The organism is Mesorhizobium sp. ORM8.1 (assembly GCF_053005525.2).
Genome location: NZ_CM132600.1, coordinates 4,657,611 through 4,675,390, shown reverse-complemented (window position 1 = coordinate 4,675,390; position 17,780 = coordinate 4,657,611). Strand labels below are relative to the sequence as shown.

Sequence of the window (17,780 nt, the reverse complement as noted above, 5' to 3'; positions counted from 1 at the left end):
TCGCGCCGGCATCAAAATGTCATATCGGCGCTCTAGGAAGCTAGGGCGACCCGAAGCGATGAAAAGACTTTCCGTAATTAACCGGCTAACTGGATTGTGAAGACATGCTGGTCCCGAAGCTCACGCACGTGCCTGTCTCTGAACGCAACGCAATGCGCGACGGCCCGCGCGACAGCGCTACCCATCTTCGCCATGCGGCCGCTGTTCCCGCGCTGGCCGAGATAGAGATCGGCGGCAAGGCATCACGGCAAAGCATTGGCGACAGCCTGACCGTCATGGCCTGGAATGTCGAGCGGCTGCGCCATGTCGACGCCATCGCCGCGACGATCGCCGGCCAGGCGCCCGACGTCGTTTTGCTGACCGAGGTCGACAAGGGCATGGCGCGCTCCGGCAATAGCCATCTTCTGAGCCGGCTTGCCGACAGGCTCGGCCATGCTTACGCCTATGGCGTCGAGTTCCTGGAGCTCGGCACCGGCAACGAGGCGGAGCAGGCGGCAAACGCAAAGGCCGAGAACACGGAAGGCTTCCACGGCAACGCCATGACCAGCGCCGTTCCGCTGCTTCGTCCGTTCCTCATTCGCTTCGACGCCGCCGGCGCCTGGTTCCTGCCCGAGCACGGCCAGCCGCGCATCGGCGGCCGCATGGCGATCGGCGGCCAGGTAATGGTCGGCGATCACCGGGTGACGGTCGTTTCGGTGCATCTCGAAAACCGCACCGATCCCGCCGGCCGCGCTGACCAGACCCGCCATCTGCTCGATGCTATCGACAGATATGACGCCGAAGCGCCGGTTCTGATCGGCGGCGACTTCAACACGCTGACCGCCACTTATCCGGAACGCAATGCCGATCCGGCCGCCTGGCAGGCGCGCATCGCCGCCGAACCTGACCGGCTGATGCGTCCCGACCGCCACGAGCCCTTGTTCGCGGTCTTCGCCGAGCACGGTTACGACTGGCGCGACGCAAACGCATTCGACAAGCCGACACAGCGCCGCCCGGCGGGCGACCCGACACCCATAGGGCATATCGACTGGTTCTTCACGCGTGGCCTTGCGGCAAGCGCGCCCGCGACATTGCCCGCAGTCTTGCCGGATGGCAGCCCGAGCGCCGACCACGAAGCGCTGGTGGTCACCATCCGCGTGAAGTGAGGCTGCCCGGTTCACCCCAATCCAAAGCCGGCGCAGAAATGCTTTGCCGCGCCATGGCCTGCGACGGAGATACAACCTGAAAGACACGCGACGGTTGCGCGCGACATAATCGATTCTTCAATCGTCAGGCCCTAATAATCTTATTGCCTTGATTGACGCGGGAAGATCAGGTGAAGAAAGATGCTGACCGTCTATAATTGCATCGTGAACAAGCACGATCTGAGACTTGTCGCACTGGCTGCTCTCATTTGCGGAATCTCTTCATTCTTCGCTGTCAACCTTCTTCGCCATGTCGAGCAATCGACCAGTCGAAATCGTTACACGTGGCTGCTGATCGCTGCGACGTCGACCGGGTTCGGTATCTGGGCGACGCATTTCATCGCCATGATCGCCTTCACGCCAGGCATACCCAACGCCTACAACGCGGAGCTTTCCGTGCTTTCGCTGGCGGCGTCCGTCATTTTGACGGCGGCCGGAATGTGGATCGCAACGGTGCGCGGCGGCACCGACGACTACCTTGTCGGCGGCGCGGTGCTTGGCGCCGGCATCGCGGCGATGCATTACACCGGCATGGCGGCTTTCGAGGTCGAGGGCAGGATCGTCTGGAACCCATTGTTGGTCGCGGTCTCGCTGGCCTCGGGCATGGCGCTTGCGGCGCTCGCGATGCTCGTCGTGCTGCGCCGACCGTCGACCCTTTCGACCGTCGCTGGCGCCATCCTGCTCACGCTTGCCATCTGCACGTTGCATTTCATCGCCATGGCCGCGGTCTCGATCTATCCGGATTCCTCGATAAAAATCTCGAAATACACGATTGAGCCGATGTCGCAGGCTTTTGCCGCGGCTACGGCGAGCCTCATCATCCTGGTGCTTTCGGCCAGCGCGCTCTGGATCGACCTGCGTTTTCGCCGTCATAGGGCCGAGGCCGAGCGCATGCATGGCCTGGCCAATGCCGCTGTCGAAGGCCTCATCGTCTGCGACGGCGACCGCATCGTCAGCGCCAACGACAGCATGGCCGCGCTGAGCGGCATCCCCGCCGGCCTGCTGAACACGATGACTCTTGGCGACCTGTTCGGCGAGCGGATTGTCACCGGCATCATCAGTGGCAACGGCCAGGCGCAGGAAGCCGACATCCGTGGCCGGAGCGAAAACCCGATCCCGGTCGAACTGATCGCCAGGAGCATCGACTATTGCGGCAAGCCGCATCTGGTCGTTGCCGTCCGCGACATACGCGAACGCAGGCAGGCCGAACAGGAAATCATGCGGCTTGCGCATTACGACCCGCTGACCGGCCTTGCCAATCGCCGCAACTTCACCGGCCGGCTGGAAGCCGAGATCGCCGCGTCCGCCCGAGGCGGCAAAGCGGGCGGCAAAGGCGGGCAGCTGGCGCTCATGCTTCTCGATCTCGACCGGTTCAAGGAAGTGAACGACCTCTTCGGCCATGCCGCCGGCGACGCCGTGCTGCAGAAGGTGGCGCACTGCGCCTCGAGCGTTCTGCGCCACGGCCAGATGCTGGCCCGTCTCGGCGGCGACGAATTCGCCATCATCGCGCCTGACCTCCCGGACCCGCGGGCGGCCGGCCGCATTGCCGAAGCAATGCTTTTGGCCCTGCGCCAGGAAAACCGGTTGTCGCCCGGCGGCATGGTGTCGGCCAGCATCGGCATCGCGCTTTATCCGCTCGATGCCGACGAACAGGCGGCGTTGATCAGCCATGCCGATACCGCGCTCTATCGAGCCAAGGCCGAAGGCAAGGACACCTACCGTTATTTCGAGGCCTCGATGGGCGCCGAGGCCCGCGACCGGCGCAGCCTGGAGCAGGACCTGCGCCAGGCCGTGGCGCGCGGCGAGTTCAGCCTTGTCTACCAGCCGCAAAAAGAAATCTCGAGCGGCAGGATGCTCGGCTTCGAGGCTTTGATCCGCTGGCATCATCCCGAACGCGGAGATGTCGCGCCGTCGGCGTTCATCCCGATTGCGGAAGACAGCGGCGCCATTGCCCAGATCGGCGAGTGGGTGCTGGCGACCGCCTGCGCGGAAGCCGCGAGCTGGACAAACCCGCTGACGGTCGCCGTCAATGTCTCGGCGGTGCAGCTTCACAGCCCCGATTTCAGCCGCAAGGTGCATGAGGTGCTGCTGCGCTCGGGTCTCGCCGCCGGCAGGCTCGAGCTCGAGATCACCGAGACGGCGCTGGTCAAGGACATGCCGCGGGCGCTGGCGACCTTGCGCCAGATCAAGGCGCTTGGCGTGCGCGTGGCGATGGACGACTTCGGCACCGGCTATTCGTCGCTCTCCAACCTGCGCGCCTTTCCTTTCGACAAGATCAAGATCGACGGGTCTTTCATCAAGTCGGTCGACAGGAACGACCAGGTCGCGACCATCGTTCGCGCCGTGCTGGGGCTCGGCCGCGGTCTCGGCCTGCCGGTGCTGGCCGAAGGTGTCGAGACACTGGGCGAATTGCGCTTCCTCGACGCCGAGGATTGCCAGATAGGCCAGGGCTATTATCTGGGCAGGCCTGGCCCCATCGAGGCCTTCGGCGAGCTCACCGGCGTTGCGGCCACCAATGAGGGCGCCAAGGCCAATGGCGGCGGCAGCATTCTTATGCTGCAGCCCGCCGCGGCCGCGGGCTCAGCCTAAACAAACATCACGGCTCAAGCGCTGCGTCCACCAGCCGCTTGGCGTCGGCGCTCGACCATTCGGCCGGACCGTTCATATGCGCGACCAGGCAGCCTTCGCCGTCGATCAGCATGGTGACCGGCAAGCCCAGCGCCAGTCCGCGCGTCTTGGCCTCGTTGAACAGCGCGATCGTCGGGTCCCTGTAGAAGCCGAGCGTCCGAACGCCGATCTCGCTGAGGAACTTCTTCGGCTTGGTATCGTCACCGGTGTCGACATTGACCGCGATGACTTCGAAATCCTTGCTGCCCTTTTCCTTCTGCAGCGCGTCGAGCGCCGGCATCTCGGCGCGGCAGGGCGCGCACCAGGTCGCCCACAGATTGAGCAGAATTGTCTTGCCGGCATGGTCGGCGATCGTCATCGGCTTGCCGTCGGGGCCGTTGAAGGCGAGGCTTTTCAGCGACTGAGGCGGGTCGGCCGGCTGCAGCGCCGCGACCTGGCCGACGGCTTTTGCCGCAACAGCCTTTGCCCGCCCGGCTTTCGCCACGCAGGCGACATCGTCTTGGCTGCTGTTGGCGGCCACCTGGGGCGCGGCATTGTTGCCAGACCGGCTCAGGCTGACATATACCGCGATCGCGCCGGCCAGCGCGCCCGCCACCAAGGCGGCGAGGATGAGGCGCTGGGCCGGGAAGAATCTATTACCGTCTGCCATATCTCAAAACTGCTCCGGAACGCGGGTTATATAAATGAGCGACAAGAAGGCCAGCAACCAGATGTGGGGCGGACGTTTTGCCTCGGGTCCGGCCGCCATCATGGAAGCGATCAACGCATCGATCTCGTTCGACCGCAAACTCTACGCACAAGACATACGCGGCTCGATCGCCCATAGCGAGATGCTGGCGCAAACGGGCATTATTTCGGCGGCCGATCAAGAAAAAATCGCTCACGGCCTGAACACGGTTCTGAAAGAGATCGAGGCCGGCACATTCGAATTCTCGACCAGGCTGGAAGACATCCACATGAATGTCGAGGCGCGCCTGGCCGACCTGATCGGCCCGGCGGCGGGCCGCCTGCACACCGCCCGCTCGCGCAACGACCAGGTGGCTGTCGATCTCAGGCTCTGGGTCAAGGAAGAATGCCAGCGTGTCGCCGAGGCGCTGAAGGACCTGATCGCCGCCTTCCTCGAGCGCGCTGAGGAGCATGCCGCGACCGTCATGCCGGGCTTCACCCATCTGCAGGCGGCGCAGCCGGTGACCTTCGGCCACCATTTGATGGCCTATGTCGAGATGTTCGGCCGCGACCTGTCGCGCGTGCGCGACGCCATGGAACGCATGGACGAAAACCCGCTTGGCGCGGCAGCGCTCGCCGGCACCAGTTTCGGTATCGACCGCCATATGACGGCGAAGGCGCTCGGCTTTCGCGAGCCGACGCGCAATTCCCTCGACAGCGTTTCGGATCGCGATTTCGCGCTCGAATTCTTGAGCGCCGCCGCGATTTGCGCCACGCATCTGTCCAGGCTCGCCGAGGAGATCGTCATCTGGTCGACGCCGCAATTCGGCTTCATCCGCCTGTCGGACTCGTTTTCCACCGGATCCTCGATCATGCCGCAGAAGAAGAACCCGGATGCCGCCGAACTGGTGCGCGGCAAGACGGGCCGCGTCAACGGCCATCTCGTCGGCCTGCTGACGGTGATGAAAGGCATGCCGCTGAGCTATGGCAAGGACATGCAGGAGGACAAGGAAGCTGTCTTCGACGCCGCCGAGACGCTCGACCTGATGCTGGCGGCGACCGCGGGCATGGTGCGCGACATGACGGTCAACGCCGCCGCCATGAAGAAAGCCGCAGGCGCCGGTCACGCCACGGCCACCGACCTTGCCGACTGGCTGGTGCGCAATCTCGGTCTTCCCTTCCGCGAAGCCCATCACGTCACCGGCCGCGCCGTGGCGCTGGCCGAGGAAAAGAAGGTCGGACTGGAAAAGCTCTCGCTGGAAGACCTGCAGTCGATCCATGCCGGCATCACCGGCGACATCTTCTCGGTGCTTGCGGTGCAGAATTCGGTGAAGAGCCGCACCAGTTTCGGCGGCACCGCGCCCTCGGAAGTGAGGAAGCAGGTCCGCTATTGGAAAAAGCGCTTGGCCAAGGCCTGAGCCAGGGGTGCAATGCGCCGAAAACTCGGTTAAAAGCGGCAGCACGACAAAACAGTTTCGAACGGATGGATCGATGACCGGAAGCAGGATCTTGGTGACGCTCGCGCTGCTGGCGGCGGTTGTCACCGTCACGGCCTGCGGCAGGAAGTCCGGCCTCGATACGCCCTATGAAGCCGCCGAGCAGGCGCGCAAGGACGCGGAAAAGGCCAAGCAGCCGCTGCCGCCGGAGCCGGAAAAACCGGTCAAGGACAGGAAGTTCATCCTCGATCCCCTGCTCTAGAGCCGATGGGATCGCCCGGTCTCATCGTGCTTCAACTTTTCGGAACCAATTCCCGTGAACCATTTCGATTACCGCGACGGCGTGCTGTATGCCGAAGACGTCGCCATCCCTGATATCGCAGCCGAAGTCGGCACGCCCTTCTACTGCTATTCGACAGCGACGCTGACCAGGCATTTCCGCGTCTTCAGGAGGCTTTCGCCGGCCTCGACACGCTGGTCTGCTACGCCATGAAGGCGAATTCCAACCAGGCTGTGCTGAGAACGCTGGCAAAGCAAGGCGCCGGTGCCGACGTGGTCTCGGAGGGTGAGTTGCGCCGCGCTTTGGCCGCCGGCATTCCCGCCAACAAGATCCTGTTCTCCGGCGTCGGCAAGACCGCCCGCGAGATGGACTTCGCCCTGTCCGCCGGCATCCTCTGCTTCAATGTGGAGTCCGAGCCGGAACTGGAACTGCTGTCGGCCCGCGCGACGGCGCTTGGCAAAGTCGCGCCCATCTCGCTGCGTATCAATCCGGATGTCGACGCCAAGACCCATAAGAAGATCTCGACCGGCAAGGCCGAGAACAAGTTCGGCATCGCCTGGCAGCGGGCCCGCCAGGTCTATGCCCGCGCGGCCGAGCTGCCCGGCATCAAGGTGACCGGCATCGACACCCATATCGGCAGCCAGATCACCGAATTGCAGCCCTTCGACGATGCCTTCGCGCTACTCGTCGAACTGGTCGGCGCCTTGCGCGCCGACGGGCATGCGATCGAGCATGTCGATCTCGGCGGCGGCCTCGGTATCCCCTACCGCGTCGATAACAGCCCGCCGCCCCTGCCGGACGCCTATGCCGAGATCGTCAAGAAGCACGTCACGAAGCTCGGTCTCAAGGTGATGTTCGAACCGGGACGCCTGATTGTCGGCAATGCCGGCATCCTGGTGTCGGAAGTCATCTATGTGAAGGAAGGCGACGCCAAGAACTTCCTCGTCGTCGACGCCGCCATGAACGACCTGATCCGGCCGACGCTCTACGACGCGTTCCACGACATCAGGCCGGTGGTGCAGCCGCCGGCCTCAACGCCGCGCATGAAGGTCGATGTCGTCGGCCCGGTCTGCGAGACAGGCGACTTCATCGGTCTCGACCGCGACCTGCCGCGGCTGAAGGCCGGCGACCTGATCGCCGTCGCCACCGCCGGCGCCTATGGCGCGGTGCAGGCTGGAACCTACAACACCAGGCTGCTGGTGCCGGAGGTCCTGGTCGACGGCGACCGGTTCCATGTCGTGCGGCCGCGGCAGACTTATGAAGAATTGCTGGGGCTCGATTCGATCCCCGACTGGCTGAAATAGGCTTCCACGCGGGACGAGGCGCTATATCCTCTGCTGGATCAGCGCCTTGGCCTCGGCGATCCTGCCCTCGTCGCGACGGTAGAAGATCCATTGCTTGGTACGTTTGGTGGAGAGCAGGCCCGCTTGGGTCAGCACGCGCATATGTTCGCTGAGCGTGGCCTGGGTGATGCCAAGCTTTTCGGCGATCAGCAGCGCGCAGACGCCGTCCTCGACCAGATCGCCATCCGACTGCGGCCTGAAATGCGCGCGCGGATCCTTGAGCCAGTCGAGGATCTGGAGCCTGCGTTCGTTGGCGATCGCCTTGAAAATATCGACCTCTTGCATTTAGCCATTTTGCTAAGTTACTAATTGAAGTCAATCCCGAGGAGCAGTCCATGCTGAACAACAGGTCGATCACGCGCGAACGCATCGCGGCTGTCGAGCCGCGCATCCGGCCCTATGTCCGCCACACGCCGGTGATGCGTGTCGACATGGCGGATTTCGGCTGGCCGTCCTTGCCTATCGATCTGAAGCTCGAATGCCTGCAGCATTCGGGCTCGTTCAAGGCGCGCGGCGCCTTCACCAATCTGCTTGAGCGGCAGGTGCCGGAAGCCGGCGTGGTGGCAGCCTCCGGTGGCAATCACGGCGCCGCGGTGGCCTACGCCGCCATGAAACTTGGCCACAAGGCGTCGATCTTCGTGCCCGAGGTCAGCCCGCCGGCGAAGATCGAACGCATCCGCGGCTATGGCGCGGAGCTGGTGGTCGGCGGCGCGCGCTACGCCGAAGCACTCGCCGCCAGCGAGGCGTTCGCCGCCGAAACCGGCGCCTTGCAGGTCCATGCCTTCAACCAGGAGGAGACGCTTCTCGGCCAGGGCACGCTCGGCCTCGAGATCGAGGCGGATCTGCCGGATATCGATACGCTTCTGGTGGCGGTCGGCGGCGGCGGTCTGATCGGCGGCATCGCGGCATGGTTCTCCGGCCGCATCCGCATCATTGCCATCGAACCGGAAGGCGCGCCGACGCTTCATCGCGCCTTCGAGGCCGGCAAACCGGTCGACGCGCCGGCCGAAGGCATTGCCGCCGATTCGCTGGCGCCGAAGCGCGTCGGCGAGATGATGTTTCCGATCGCCGAGGCCTTTGTCGAGCGCTCGATCCTGGTCAGTGACGACGACATTATCGCGGCGCAGAAAGCACTGTGGGATCGCGTGCGAATCATCGCCGAGCCGGGTGGCGCCGCGGCCTTCGCCGCCATCCTATCCGGCCGTTATCTGCCGGCCGATGGCGAACGTGTCGCCGTTCTGGTCTGCGGTTCCAACACAAATCCCGCGAATTTCTGATCATAACCGGGCCTCGCCCCTTCACGATTTCGGAACGCGCCTCGCCTTTGCCGCGTTTGCTGGTATTCTTTCTGTCGAGACGTCCGGGCTATTCCTGCCCGGGCAGGAAGGGCCGATGACGCAACGACCCACTTCCGGCAGTGAACGCGGCCTGGCCGGGCGCCTGGCGCTCAGCCGGCTGGCAACACGGGCCTCGATGATCTTCGAGCGCGGCTGGCCTTTGCTCTTGCCGCTGCTGGTCGTCGCCAGCCTGTTCCTCAGCCTGTCCTGGTTCGGCCTCTTCCCACGCCTGCCCGAGGCGGGGCGCATCGGCCTGCTCGTCCTGTTCGCATTGTCGGCGCTCGCCGCGCTCTATCCGTTGCGTTTCTTCCGCATGCCGTCGGCCGCCGAAGTCGACAGGCGCATCGAAGCCGCCAATGAATTGCTGCACAGTCCGGTGCAGGTGCAAACCGACCGGCCGAGCGGCGCCGACAGCATCTTCTCGCAAGCATTGTGGCGCGAACACCAGAGGCGCATGGCCGAGACGCTCTCGAGCCTGGGCCCTGGCAAGCCGCGAACCCGCGTGCCGGATTACGATCGCTGGGGCCTGCGCGCCTTGGCCGGACTGCTGCTCGTCACGGCCTTTGCCTTCTCGTTTGGACCCTTTGGCGGCAGGATCAGCGATGGCTTCGTCGCCCGCGCGGCGCGCGACGCCGTGCCGCCGCGCATCGATGCCTGGGTGACGCCGCCCGCCTACACCGGCAAGGCGCCATTGTTTTTGACGGCGGACGCCAACCAGGCCGCTCAAACCTTCAGCGTTCCGCAAGGCAGCGACGTCTCGCTGCGCGTTACCGGCGGAACCGGCGAGGAGACGCTGAGCTACGCCGACGTTGACGGCAATGCCCGCGCCATCGACCCGGCCACGCCCAAAGGTCCGGCGCCGGCGAGCGAGACCGCGCCCAAGCTTCGCCAATTCACCGGCAAGCTGAACACCAACGGCACGCTGACGCTGAAATCCGGTGAGCAGGATCTCGGCCATTGGGCCTTCGCCGTCATCGCCGACAAGCCGCCGACGATCCGTTTCGTCGGCGAGCCGAAGCGCGCCGTCAACGGCTCCATCGAACTCAACTACCAGATCGATGATGACTATGGCGCGGCCTCGGCAAAAGCCGTTTTCGAGCTGCTCGATCAGCCTTCGGCCAACGCGCATCCGCTCTACGGTCCGCCCGAGATGCCGCTGACCTTGCCGCGTCGTGGCGGCAAGTCGACCGCGGCCAAGACGACCAAGGACCTGACCGAACATGTCTGGGCTGGCACTAAGATCAAGCTGACGCTCAGCGTCACCGACGATGCCGGGCACACCGCGACCAGTGACACCAAGACGCTTGTCATGCCGGAGCGGCCTTTCGCCAATCCGCTGGCGCGCGCCGTGATCGAGCAGCGCCGCCTGATTGCGCTTGATACCAACGCCAAGCCGCGCGCGCTCGACCTGATGGACGCCATCACGCTGCGCCCCGAGGACACGTTCAACAACATGCCGAACTACCTCGCCATCATGAGCGCGAGGAGCCGGCTGAAGCTTTCCGAGAGCGACGATCAGCTGCGCAATGTCGTGTCCTATCTCTGGGAGATCGCCCTCGGTATCGAGGAGGGCAATCTGTCGGCCGCCGAGCGCCGGCTGCGCCAGGCGCAGCAGGCGCTGCAGGACGCCATCAAGAACGGCGCGAGCGACCAAGAGATCGAAAAGGCGATGAAGGAACTGCGCGAGGCGATGAACCAGTTCCTGCAGGAATTCGCCCAGCGCGCGCAGCAGAACCCGAACGCGCCGCAGATGCAGCAGAATGGCCGCGAACTGCGCCAGAGCGACATCGATCGCATGATGGACCAGATCGAGAACCTCGCCAAATCCGGCGATCGCGACAAGGCCCAGCAGCTTTTGTCCGAATTGCAGGACATGATGAACAATCTGCAGGCCGGCCGCCAGCAGCAGAGTGGCGAGCAGGACAGCCAGATGCGCCAGCAGATGGACAAGCTCGGCGACATCATGCGCCGCCAGCAGGAGATGATGAACGACACCTTCCGCCTCGACCAGATGCAGCGCGGCGAACGCGAGAATGGCGAGCAACAGCTTGGCCAGGACGGCGACCAGGGCCAGTCGCAGGACGGGCAGAAGCCCGGCCCAGGCCAGGATCGCGATCCGCTCGGGCGGCCGAAAATGTCGCCGAAGGACCTCGCCGATGCGCTGAAGCAGATGCAGGAGGGCCAAGGCCAGCTTCAGAGCGAGCTCGACAAGCTGAAGAAGGGCCTCGAAGGCATGGGCATGGAGCCGAACGAAGGTTTCGGCGACGCCGGCAAGTCGATGGGCAATGCCGAACAGTCGCTGGGCGAAGGCGAAGGCGACCAGGCGGTTGGTCATCAGGGCCGGGCGCTGGAAGCGCTGCGCCGCGGCGCCAAGGAAATGATGAAGCAGATGCAAGCCATGCAAGGCGATCAGGGCGGCAGCGAACCGGGCGGGCGTCAACAGGATGCCGACCGCGATCCGCTCGGACGGCCGCGCACCACCAATGGCCCCGATGATGGCACCTCGGTCAAAGTGCCGGACGAGATCGATGTGCAACGCGCCCGCCAGATTCTCGATGCGATCCGCAAGCGGCTGGGCAATTCTTTGAGCCCGGATATCGAGCGCAGCTACCTCGAAAGGCTGCTGGAACTCAAATAACCGGCCCGCATCGTTTTGGATCGCAATCACATCATGCCGAAGCTTGGAACCGTCACGCCGATCCTGCGCATGTTCGACATCGCCAAGGCGCGGGAATTCTATCTCGACTTCCTCGGCTTCGCCGTCCGCTTCGAGCACCGCTTCGACGACAATACGCCACTTTACATGGGCATCGCGCGCGACGGCTGCGAATTGCATCTGAGTGAGCACCACGGCGACGGGTCGCCGGGCGCCCACATTCGCGTCGAAGTCGCCGACATCGCGGCGCTGCATCGCGAACTGACGGCGAAGAAATACCGCTACGCCAGGCCGGGATTGGAAGAGACGCCATGGCGGACATGGGAAGTCACGGTCGGCGACCCGTTCGGCAATCAGCTGACTTTCCACCAGGACATGCCGTAGCGATAGGCCACGGGAAGCAGTTCCCAGACTTCAAAGATCAGCCGTAACCGGTGCCTGCATGGTCAGCGTAAACGCGTCGCGGATCGCGTTCTCCATGCCGTCGATGGCCTCGCCGGTCGCCAAGGGATTTCGGTGCAGCACGACGTTGGACGAATCGATGTTGCCGAAGCCATCGGCCGCGGTCAGTTCGCGGCAGTCCGATGGAATGTTGCTGCGCGAGATCGGCGCGATCGCCAGGCCCGAGGTGACGGCGAGCGTCAGGCCGCCATTGGTGTCGCTGGTGTAGGCGACCCGATAGTCGAGCCCGCGCTGCTGCAGCGACTTGATGGCGAAGTCGCGGCACCAGCCGTTGCGGCTGTAAAGCGCGATCGGCACCGGCCGCTCCTCATGCATGTGATGCAGCGTCGACGTCACCCAGACGGTCGGGTCATGCATGAGCACTTCGCCGCCTGAAAAACCTTCCCACTCGAACACAACGGCAAGGTCGAGTTCGCCGGCCGCGAGCGCCCTCACCTGCGAGTCCGAATGCGCGTAGCGCACCGTGACCTCGACGCGCGGGTGCCGCTTGGCAAACTCACCGAGCGCCCGCGACAGGATCGACCGGCCATACTCGGCCGGAATGCCGATGCGCACCAGCCCACCGAGCGGCGGCGCGACCAGCGAGGCTGCGGTCTCGTCCAGCAGCGAGACGATGCGCCGGGCGTTGGCGATCAGCTCGCCGCCGCGGCGCGTCAGCGCCACGCCGCGCGAACCGCGCTCGAACAGGCTGTCGCCGACCATATCCTCCAGCTTCCTCATCTGCATGGAGACGGCGGACTGCGTGCGCCCCGCCTTTTCCGCCGCGCGCGTGAAATTGCCGGTTTCGGCTACCGCCACGAAGGTGCGCAGGAGGTCGCTGTCGAGCACGGGTTTCATTGAAGCCGCCATAAGAATTTCTGATTGCTGGCATCATTCCAATTCGTTTGCAACATGTCAAACGCCGCAGGATAGTCGTCATACCCATTGGATATGCGGTTGCGAAATCGACCGCGGACCAATCGAAGAGTCCTCACTCGATGCCCGCTGCCTGAAAATGGTAGCGGGTTCTTTTTTACTGGTAAGACGGCTCGCGGGGGGCCGAGACTGATGCAGAACCGGATAGTGCTTGGCATTCTGAGCCTCTGTCTCGGCGTGTTCGTCTTTTCGCTGCAGGACCCACTGGTCAAGGCTGTGTCCGGCGGCTATCCGGTGACCGAGGTCATGGCGATCCGCGCCATCGTCGCGCTGCCGATCCTGATAGTTCTCGTCCAGGCCGATGTCGGCCTGAAGGCGATCCTGTCGAAGCGATTCGGCATGCTGACGCTGCGCGCCTTCATCCAGTTCTCGTCCTACACTGTCTACTATCTCGCCATCGCCGCGCTTCCGCTGGCCGACGCTGTGGCGCTCTATTTCATGGCGCCGCTGGTCATCATGGCGATGGCCGGACCCTATCTCGGCGAGCGCGTCTCATGGAAAACGCTAGCGACGGTGCTCATCGGCCTGGTCGGGGTCTTCGTGATGCTGCGCCCGGGTGCCGGCGTATTCGATTGGGCGGCGCTGCTGTCGCTGGGCTCGGCTTTCCTCTACGGCTTTTCGCAGCTGATGGCGCGCCGTATCGGCGACACCGAATCATCGACCGTGATGGCCTTCTACCAGAACGGCGCCTATCTCAGCGGCGCCGTGGCCGTCGCCATCGTCTTTCACCTGGCCGGCATCACCCACGCGGCGCATCCGAGCGTCGAATTCCTGGTGCGGCCATGGGTCTGGCCGACGCTGCCGGACTTCCTCAAAATGGCCGCCTGCGGCTTCGTCGCCTCCGCCGGCATGATCCTGTTGTCGCAGGGCTACCGGCTGGCGCCGGCCAACCGGGTCGCCACTTTCGAATACACCGGCATCCTCTGGTCGCCGCTATGGGGCTTCCTGTTCTTCGCCGAGGTGCCGCGTGAAACGACGGTGCTGGGCGCCGCGCTGATCATCGGCGCCGGCCTGCTGGCGCTGAACAACGAGCGCAGGCGCGGCGCTGTATCGGCAGTCGCCGCGACTGGCGAGGCTCAGGCTTAGTTCAGCACGCGGCCGACGCGGGCGCGAATCTCGGCAAGCGTGAACGGTTTCTGCACGACATCCAAGATGATGCCGTTCAGTTCCTCGGCCCGTTCGCGCTGGTCGGCATAGCCGGTCATCAGCATGATCTTCATCGCCGGGAACTGCCTTGCCGCGGCGGTCGCCATCTCGATGCCGTCCATCTCCGGCATGCGGATATCGGACACCACCAGATCGTAACCGCCTGCCGCGCGTTGGATCAGTTCCAACCCTTGCGCGCCGTCGGCGGCGATCGTGACCATATGGCCATCGCGTTCGAGCGCGCGGGCGGCGAGGGTGCGGACGGACTCATCGTCCTCGACAATCAGGAGCTTTGCCATGGCGAGAATACATGGCTGGGAAACGTTGATGTTTTCTGAAAATTTTATGCTTTCAGCGAGGTCCAAAGCCTTTGTTTCGATGCATGTCGTTGTCCCAGAACCGCCGCACACTTCTGGGCGACATGCATCAGGCGTCCCCCTTCACGACACCGACAAACGGCAACTCGCGAAACGCATGGGCGACGTCCATGCCGTAGCCGACGACGAAATAATCCGGACAGTCGAAGCCGACATAGTCGGCGTGGAGTTCGGTCTGGCGGCGCATGCGCTTGTCGAGCAGCACGGCGATGGCGCAGCTCTTGGCGCCGCGCGACAGCATCAACTCGCGCGTGTAGGAAAGCGTCTTGCCGGATTCCAGAATATCGTCGATCAGCAGCACGTCGCGACCGGCGACCTCATTGTCGATGTCGCGCAGCACCCTGACCTCGCCGCTTGTCGTGCCGGCGCCATAGCTCGATATGAAGATGAACTCGACCTCCGGCGACAGGCCGACATCGTGCATGGCGCGGATGAGATCGGCGGCAAAGACGAACGAGCCTTTCAGGATCGAGATCACCAGAAGGTCGTGATAGTCGCGCCCGGCAATTTCCTTGGCGAGCTCGAGATTGCGGCGCGCGATCGCCGACGCCGAAAACAGGACCTCGATGTCCTTACCGCGCACAACTGGCATAGTTTTATTCCCCTCGATCGCCTGCAACGCTGACAGGTCAGGTGGGTTGAGATTCAGGTCAGGCCGAGCCGAAAATGGCGGCTTCCGAGAACCGGAGCGGAGCGTACATTTCAGTACGTGAGCACCGGAAGCGCAGGAAGCCGCTATTTGCAGGCCGGCCTCACCTGAATATCGACGCACCTAGCCGGCGAAGATGACCGCAACGGTTCTGACGCCGTCTTTAGGCACATCGAGGCGGCTGGAAAAGCCAAATCTTTCGCCTGGCGCCAGGGAGCGGTTGGATGTCCCCAGCCTGTAGCGGATGATATTGCTGTTGTTGTCGGTGACGCGGATTTCGAGCGGCGGCAGCGTCTCTGGCCCCACTCCGTCGTTCGCCGCTTCTCCGTCGACGAACAGCAACGGCTTCAATCCCGACGCATCGATGCGCGATGTCACGCCGGAAATGGTGAGCGCGCTGGTCGGCCCGGCATTCGCCAGGAACGGACCCTGCCGCAACAGGGCATGGCCGCCCGACACCCAGAACGACACCAGCGCTATGGCGACCCCGGCGATCCAGAACATCGGGCCGCCGCGTGAGGAGCGCGATGGCGCGGCCTCCGGCCTGCGCAGCATGCCCATGCCTTCGATCGGCGGCGTCGAGGGCGGTGGCGGCGAGATCGTCGACACTGGTCCGGGACGCGCGTCAAAACGCGGCAGCACGACATAGTCGGCGTCGACGACATCGGCCAAGGCATCGAGCACGACGCGCCCGGGCGTGGCCTTCGCTGCCGCGCCGGTCATGATTTCGCCGGAAACGAGGCGCGCGGTTCTGTCATCAGCCATTAACGGCACCAGTTCAGTCTTCGTTTCTTTTGCGTAAACGCAAATGGTTAACGCTTCCCCACCGTAACGGTTGTAAGGAGGCGTCAGTGCCTGGAAATTAACCGCCGGTTAACCATGCCGGCCGATGGTCTGTTAAAGTAGATTGTGGCGCGTCGCCGCCGAGAGTTTCAGGTCGCCGAACGTGATCCGCTTCGAAAATGTCGGCCTCCGCTATGGCATGGGTCCGGAAATCCTCCGCGACATCTCCTTGCACATTCCGGAGCGCTCCTTCCAGTTCCTGAGCGGCCCCTCCGGCGCCGGCAAGACGACATTGCTGCGCCTGCTCTTCATGTCGCTGAAACCGACGCGCGGCCTGATCACCATTTTCGGCAAGGACCGCTCGCGGATCTCGCGCAGCGAACTGCCGCATCTCAGGCGCCGCATCGGCGTGGTGTTCCAGGATTTCCGCCTGCTCGACCACATGACGACCTACGAGAATGTCGCGCTGCCCTTGCGCGTGCGCGGGCGCGAGGAGGCGAGCTACCGCACCGACGTCACCGAGCTTCTGAAATGGGTCGGCCTCGGCGACCGCATGCATGTGCTGCCGCCGGTGCTGTCCGGCGGCGAGAAACAGCGCGCCGCGATCGCGCGCGCGCTGATCGAACAGCCGGAGATCCTGCTGGCCGACGAGCCGACCGGCAATGTCGACCCGCCGCTGGCGCGCCGGCTGCTCAGGCTCTTCATCGAGCTCAACCGTCTCGGCACCGCGGTGGTGATCGCCACGCACGACCTCGGCCTCATGGAGCAGGTCGATGCGCGGCGCATGATTCTCGCCGGTGGAAGGCTGGATGTCTATGACTGACCTTCCGGCCGATCACCTGCATGAACAGGACGACGTCGAAACCACGACCACCGTCCGCCGCGTCCAGCGCAAGATGGCGCCGATCGTGCCGGCGCAGAACATTGCCGGTCGCGCGCTTGTCCTGGTCATTGCCATCATGACCTTCCTGTCCTGCCTGACCTTCGGCGCCGTGACGCTGGTGCGCGACACCGCATCGGTCTGGGAAAACCAGATCTCCCGCGAGGCGACCATCCAGATCAAGCCGGCCGACGGCCTCGACATGGAGGCCGCCCTTGCCCAGGCCTCGCAGATCGCCGGTGAATTCCCCGGCGTGAAGGGCACCAAGATCATCGATCGCGACGCAACCGCGCGGCTTCTGGAACCCTGGCTGGGCAGCGGTCTCAACATCGACGAACTGCCGGTGCCGCGCCTGATCATCGTCACCATCGACGAGGCCAGCCCACCGGATTTTGCCGCGATCCGTGCCGCGATCACGCCGAAAATCCCAAGTGCCGCGCTCGACGATCACCGCACCTGGGTCGACCGGCTGGTCGCCATGGCGCATACGACGGTGACGATCGGCGTCGCCGTGCTGGCTTTGATGCTGTCGGCGACCGTCCTGACGGTGGTGTTCGCCACGCGCGGCGCCATGGCCGGCAACGGCCATATCATCGAGGTGCTGCATTTCGTCGGCGCCGAGGCCCGCTTCATCGCGCGCGAATTCCGCTGGCATTTCCTGGTCACCGGCATGAAGGGCGCCGCCGCCGGCGGGGCGCTCGCGATCGCCGTCTTCATCGTCTTTTCCTGGTGGTCGTCGCGCAACATGGCAACGCCAGAGGCCGACCAGGCGACCGCGCTGTTCGGCAATTTCGCCATCGGCTCCGCCGGCTATCTCGGCGTCGGTCTGATGGTGGTGGTGATCGGTGTGCTGACGGCGGCAACCTCGCATGTGACCGTGGTCGCCTATCTCAGCGACATCGACGTTCGCCAGCCGGATGGGGGCTGACCCATGAACTCCAACCGCAAGTCAGCGCAAGGCGTTATATACCAATCAGACAACGATCACGGCTTGGGCAAATGCCGTAACGCAAAGTGCGCCGTCTCATCTATCAACGG

At 64.3% G+C, this 17,780-nt stretch carries 16 protein-coding genes and 1 pseudogene; 11 read left to right on the top strand and 6 right to left on the bottom strand.

Annotated elements, in window-relative coordinates; translation table 11 throughout:
* Positions 1–104 precede the first annotated feature (104 nt).
* Both ACVDG8_RS23540 and ACVDG8_RS23535 read left to right on the top strand, forming a co-directional pair.
* Positions 105–1,145 (top strand): endonuclease/exonuclease/phosphatase family protein, encoded by a 1,041-nt coding sequence (locus ACVDG8_RS23540; protein ID WP_447256858.1) that lies wholly within the window; start codon positions 105–107, stop codon positions 1,143–1,145.
* A 180-nt stretch (positions 1,146–1,325) separates the two neighbouring features.
* On the top strand, positions 1,326–3,773 hold the full coding sequence (locus ACVDG8_RS23535) for a bifunctional diguanylate cyclase/phosphodiesterase (RefSeq protein WP_455707235.1): 2,448 nt from the start codon (positions 1,326–1,328) through the stop codon (positions 3,771–3,773).
* A 7-nt stretch (positions 3,774–3,780) separates the two neighbouring features.
* Here the strand turns inward: ACVDG8_RS23535 and tlpA are convergent, their stop codons facing one another.
* Positions 3,781–4,461: a thiol:disulfide interchange protein TlpA gene (gene tlpA, locus ACVDG8_RS23530; protein ID WP_455707234.1), complete on the bottom strand. Its 681-nt coding sequence runs from the start codon at positions 4,459–4,461 to the stop codon at positions 3,781–3,783.
* Positions 4,462–4,495: 34 nt separating this feature from the next.
* On the opposite strand from tlpA, the gene argH reads away from it, so the two are divergent.
* The 3 genes and pseudogenes from argH (at position 4,496) to lysA (ending at position 7,498) form a co-directional block, all read left to right on the top strand.
* Positions 4,496–5,896, top strand: coding sequence for an argininosuccinate lyase (argH, locus tag ACVDG8_RS23525; RefSeq protein WP_447256855.1), 1,401 nt, complete (start codon positions 4,496–4,498; stop codon positions 5,894–5,896).
* A 73-nt stretch (positions 5,897–5,969) separates the two neighbouring features.
* Positions 5,970–6,176: a hypothetical protein gene (locus tag ACVDG8_RS23520; protein ID WP_447256854.1), complete on the top strand. Its 207-nt coding sequence runs from the start codon at positions 5,970–5,972 to the stop codon at positions 6,174–6,176.
* Positions 6,177–6,230: 54 nt separating this feature from the next.
* Positions 6,231–7,498, top strand: a pseudogene (gene lysA / locus ACVDG8_RS23515) (diaminopimelate decarboxylase).
* Between the two features lie 21 nt (positions 7,499–7,519).
* On the opposite strand, the gene ACVDG8_RS23510 reads toward lysA, so the two are convergent.
* The gene (locus ACVDG8_RS23510) at positions 7,520–7,822 is read right to left on the bottom strand and encodes an ArsR/SmtB family transcription factor (protein ID WP_447256852.1); all 303 of its coding nucleotides are present in this window, start codon (positions 7,820–7,822) and stop codon (positions 7,520–7,522) included.
* A gap of 50 nt (positions 7,823–7,872) precedes the next feature.
* Between ACVDG8_RS23510 and ACVDG8_RS23505 the strand changes: the two genes are divergently transcribed.
* The 3 genes from ACVDG8_RS23505 to ACVDG8_RS23495 all read left to right on the top strand — a co-directional run bounded on the left by ACVDG8_RS23505 (position 7,873) and on the right by ACVDG8_RS23495 (position 11,914).
* Positions 7,873–8,814, top strand: coding sequence for a threonine/serine dehydratase (locus ACVDG8_RS23505; protein ID WP_447256851.1), 942 nt, complete (start codon positions 7,873–7,875; stop codon positions 8,812–8,814).
* 115 nt (positions 8,815–8,929) lie between these two features.
* Positions 8,930–11,512 carry a TIGR02302 family protein gene (locus tag ACVDG8_RS23500; protein ID WP_447256850.1) on the top strand — a complete coding sequence of 861 codons (2,583 nt, stop codon included), beginning with the start codon at positions 8,930–8,932 and terminating at the stop codon, positions 11,510–11,512.
* Between the two features lie 33 nt (positions 11,513–11,545).
* Positions 11,546–11,914 carry a glyoxalase superfamily protein gene (locus tag ACVDG8_RS23495; protein WP_447256849.1) on the top strand — a complete coding sequence of 123 codons (369 nt, stop codon included), beginning with the start codon at positions 11,546–11,548 and terminating at the stop codon, positions 11,912–11,914.
* A gap of 30 nt (positions 11,915–11,944) precedes the next feature.
* Here the strand turns inward: ACVDG8_RS23495 and ACVDG8_RS23490 are convergent, their stop codons facing one another.
* Positions 11,945–12,829 carry a LysR family transcriptional regulator gene (locus tag ACVDG8_RS23490; RefSeq protein WP_447256848.1) on the bottom strand — a complete coding sequence of 295 codons (885 nt, stop codon included), beginning with the start codon at positions 12,827–12,829 and terminating at the stop codon, positions 11,945–11,947.
* A 210-nt stretch (positions 12,830–13,039) separates the two neighbouring features.
* On the opposite strand from ACVDG8_RS23490, the gene ACVDG8_RS23485 reads away from it, so the two are divergent.
* The gene (locus tag ACVDG8_RS23485; protein WP_447256847.1) at positions 13,040–13,993 is read left to right on the top strand and encodes a DMT family transporter; all 954 of its coding nucleotides are present in this window, start codon (positions 13,040–13,042) and stop codon (positions 13,991–13,993) included.
* On the opposite strand, the gene ACVDG8_RS23480 is transcribed toward ACVDG8_RS23485, so the two are convergent.
* The 3 genes from ACVDG8_RS23480 to ACVDG8_RS23470 form a co-directional block, all read right to left on the bottom strand.
* The gene (locus ACVDG8_RS23480; protein ID WP_447256846.1) at positions 13,990–14,352 is read right to left on the bottom strand and encodes a response regulator; all 363 of its coding nucleotides are present in this window, start codon (positions 14,350–14,352) and stop codon (positions 13,990–13,992) included. The genes ACVDG8_RS23485 and ACVDG8_RS23480 overlap by 4 nt on opposite strands.
* A 127-nt stretch (positions 14,353–14,479) precedes the next feature.
* Positions 14,480–15,022: a hypoxanthine phosphoribosyltransferase gene (gene hpt / locus ACVDG8_RS23475; RefSeq protein WP_371013021.1), complete on the bottom strand. Its 543-nt coding sequence runs from the start codon at positions 15,020–15,022 to the stop codon at positions 14,480–14,482.
* Positions 15,023–15,202: 180 nt separating this feature from the next.
* The gene (locus ACVDG8_RS23470; protein WP_447256845.1) at positions 15,203–15,844 is read right to left on the bottom strand and encodes a hypothetical protein; all 642 of its coding nucleotides are present in this window, start codon (positions 15,842–15,844) and stop codon (positions 15,203–15,205) included.
* Between the two features lie 181 nt (positions 15,845–16,025).
* Here ACVDG8_RS23470 and ftsE point away from each other — a divergent pair, with 181 nt between their 5' ends.
* Both ftsE and ACVDG8_RS23460 read left to right on the top strand, forming a co-directional pair.
* On the top strand, positions 16,026–16,685 hold the full coding sequence (gene ftsE / locus ACVDG8_RS23465; RefSeq protein ID WP_371013019.1) for a cell division ATP-binding protein FtsE: 660 nt from the start codon (positions 16,026–16,028) through the stop codon (positions 16,683–16,685).
* A complete protein-coding gene (locus ACVDG8_RS23460) occupies positions 16,678–17,670 on the top strand; it encodes a cell division protein FtsX (RefSeq protein WP_447257422.1) in 993 nt (330 codons plus the stop codon). The genes ftsE and ACVDG8_RS23460 overlap by 8 nt, the downstream gene beginning before the upstream one ends.
* Positions 17,671–17,780 lie beyond the last annotated feature (110 nt).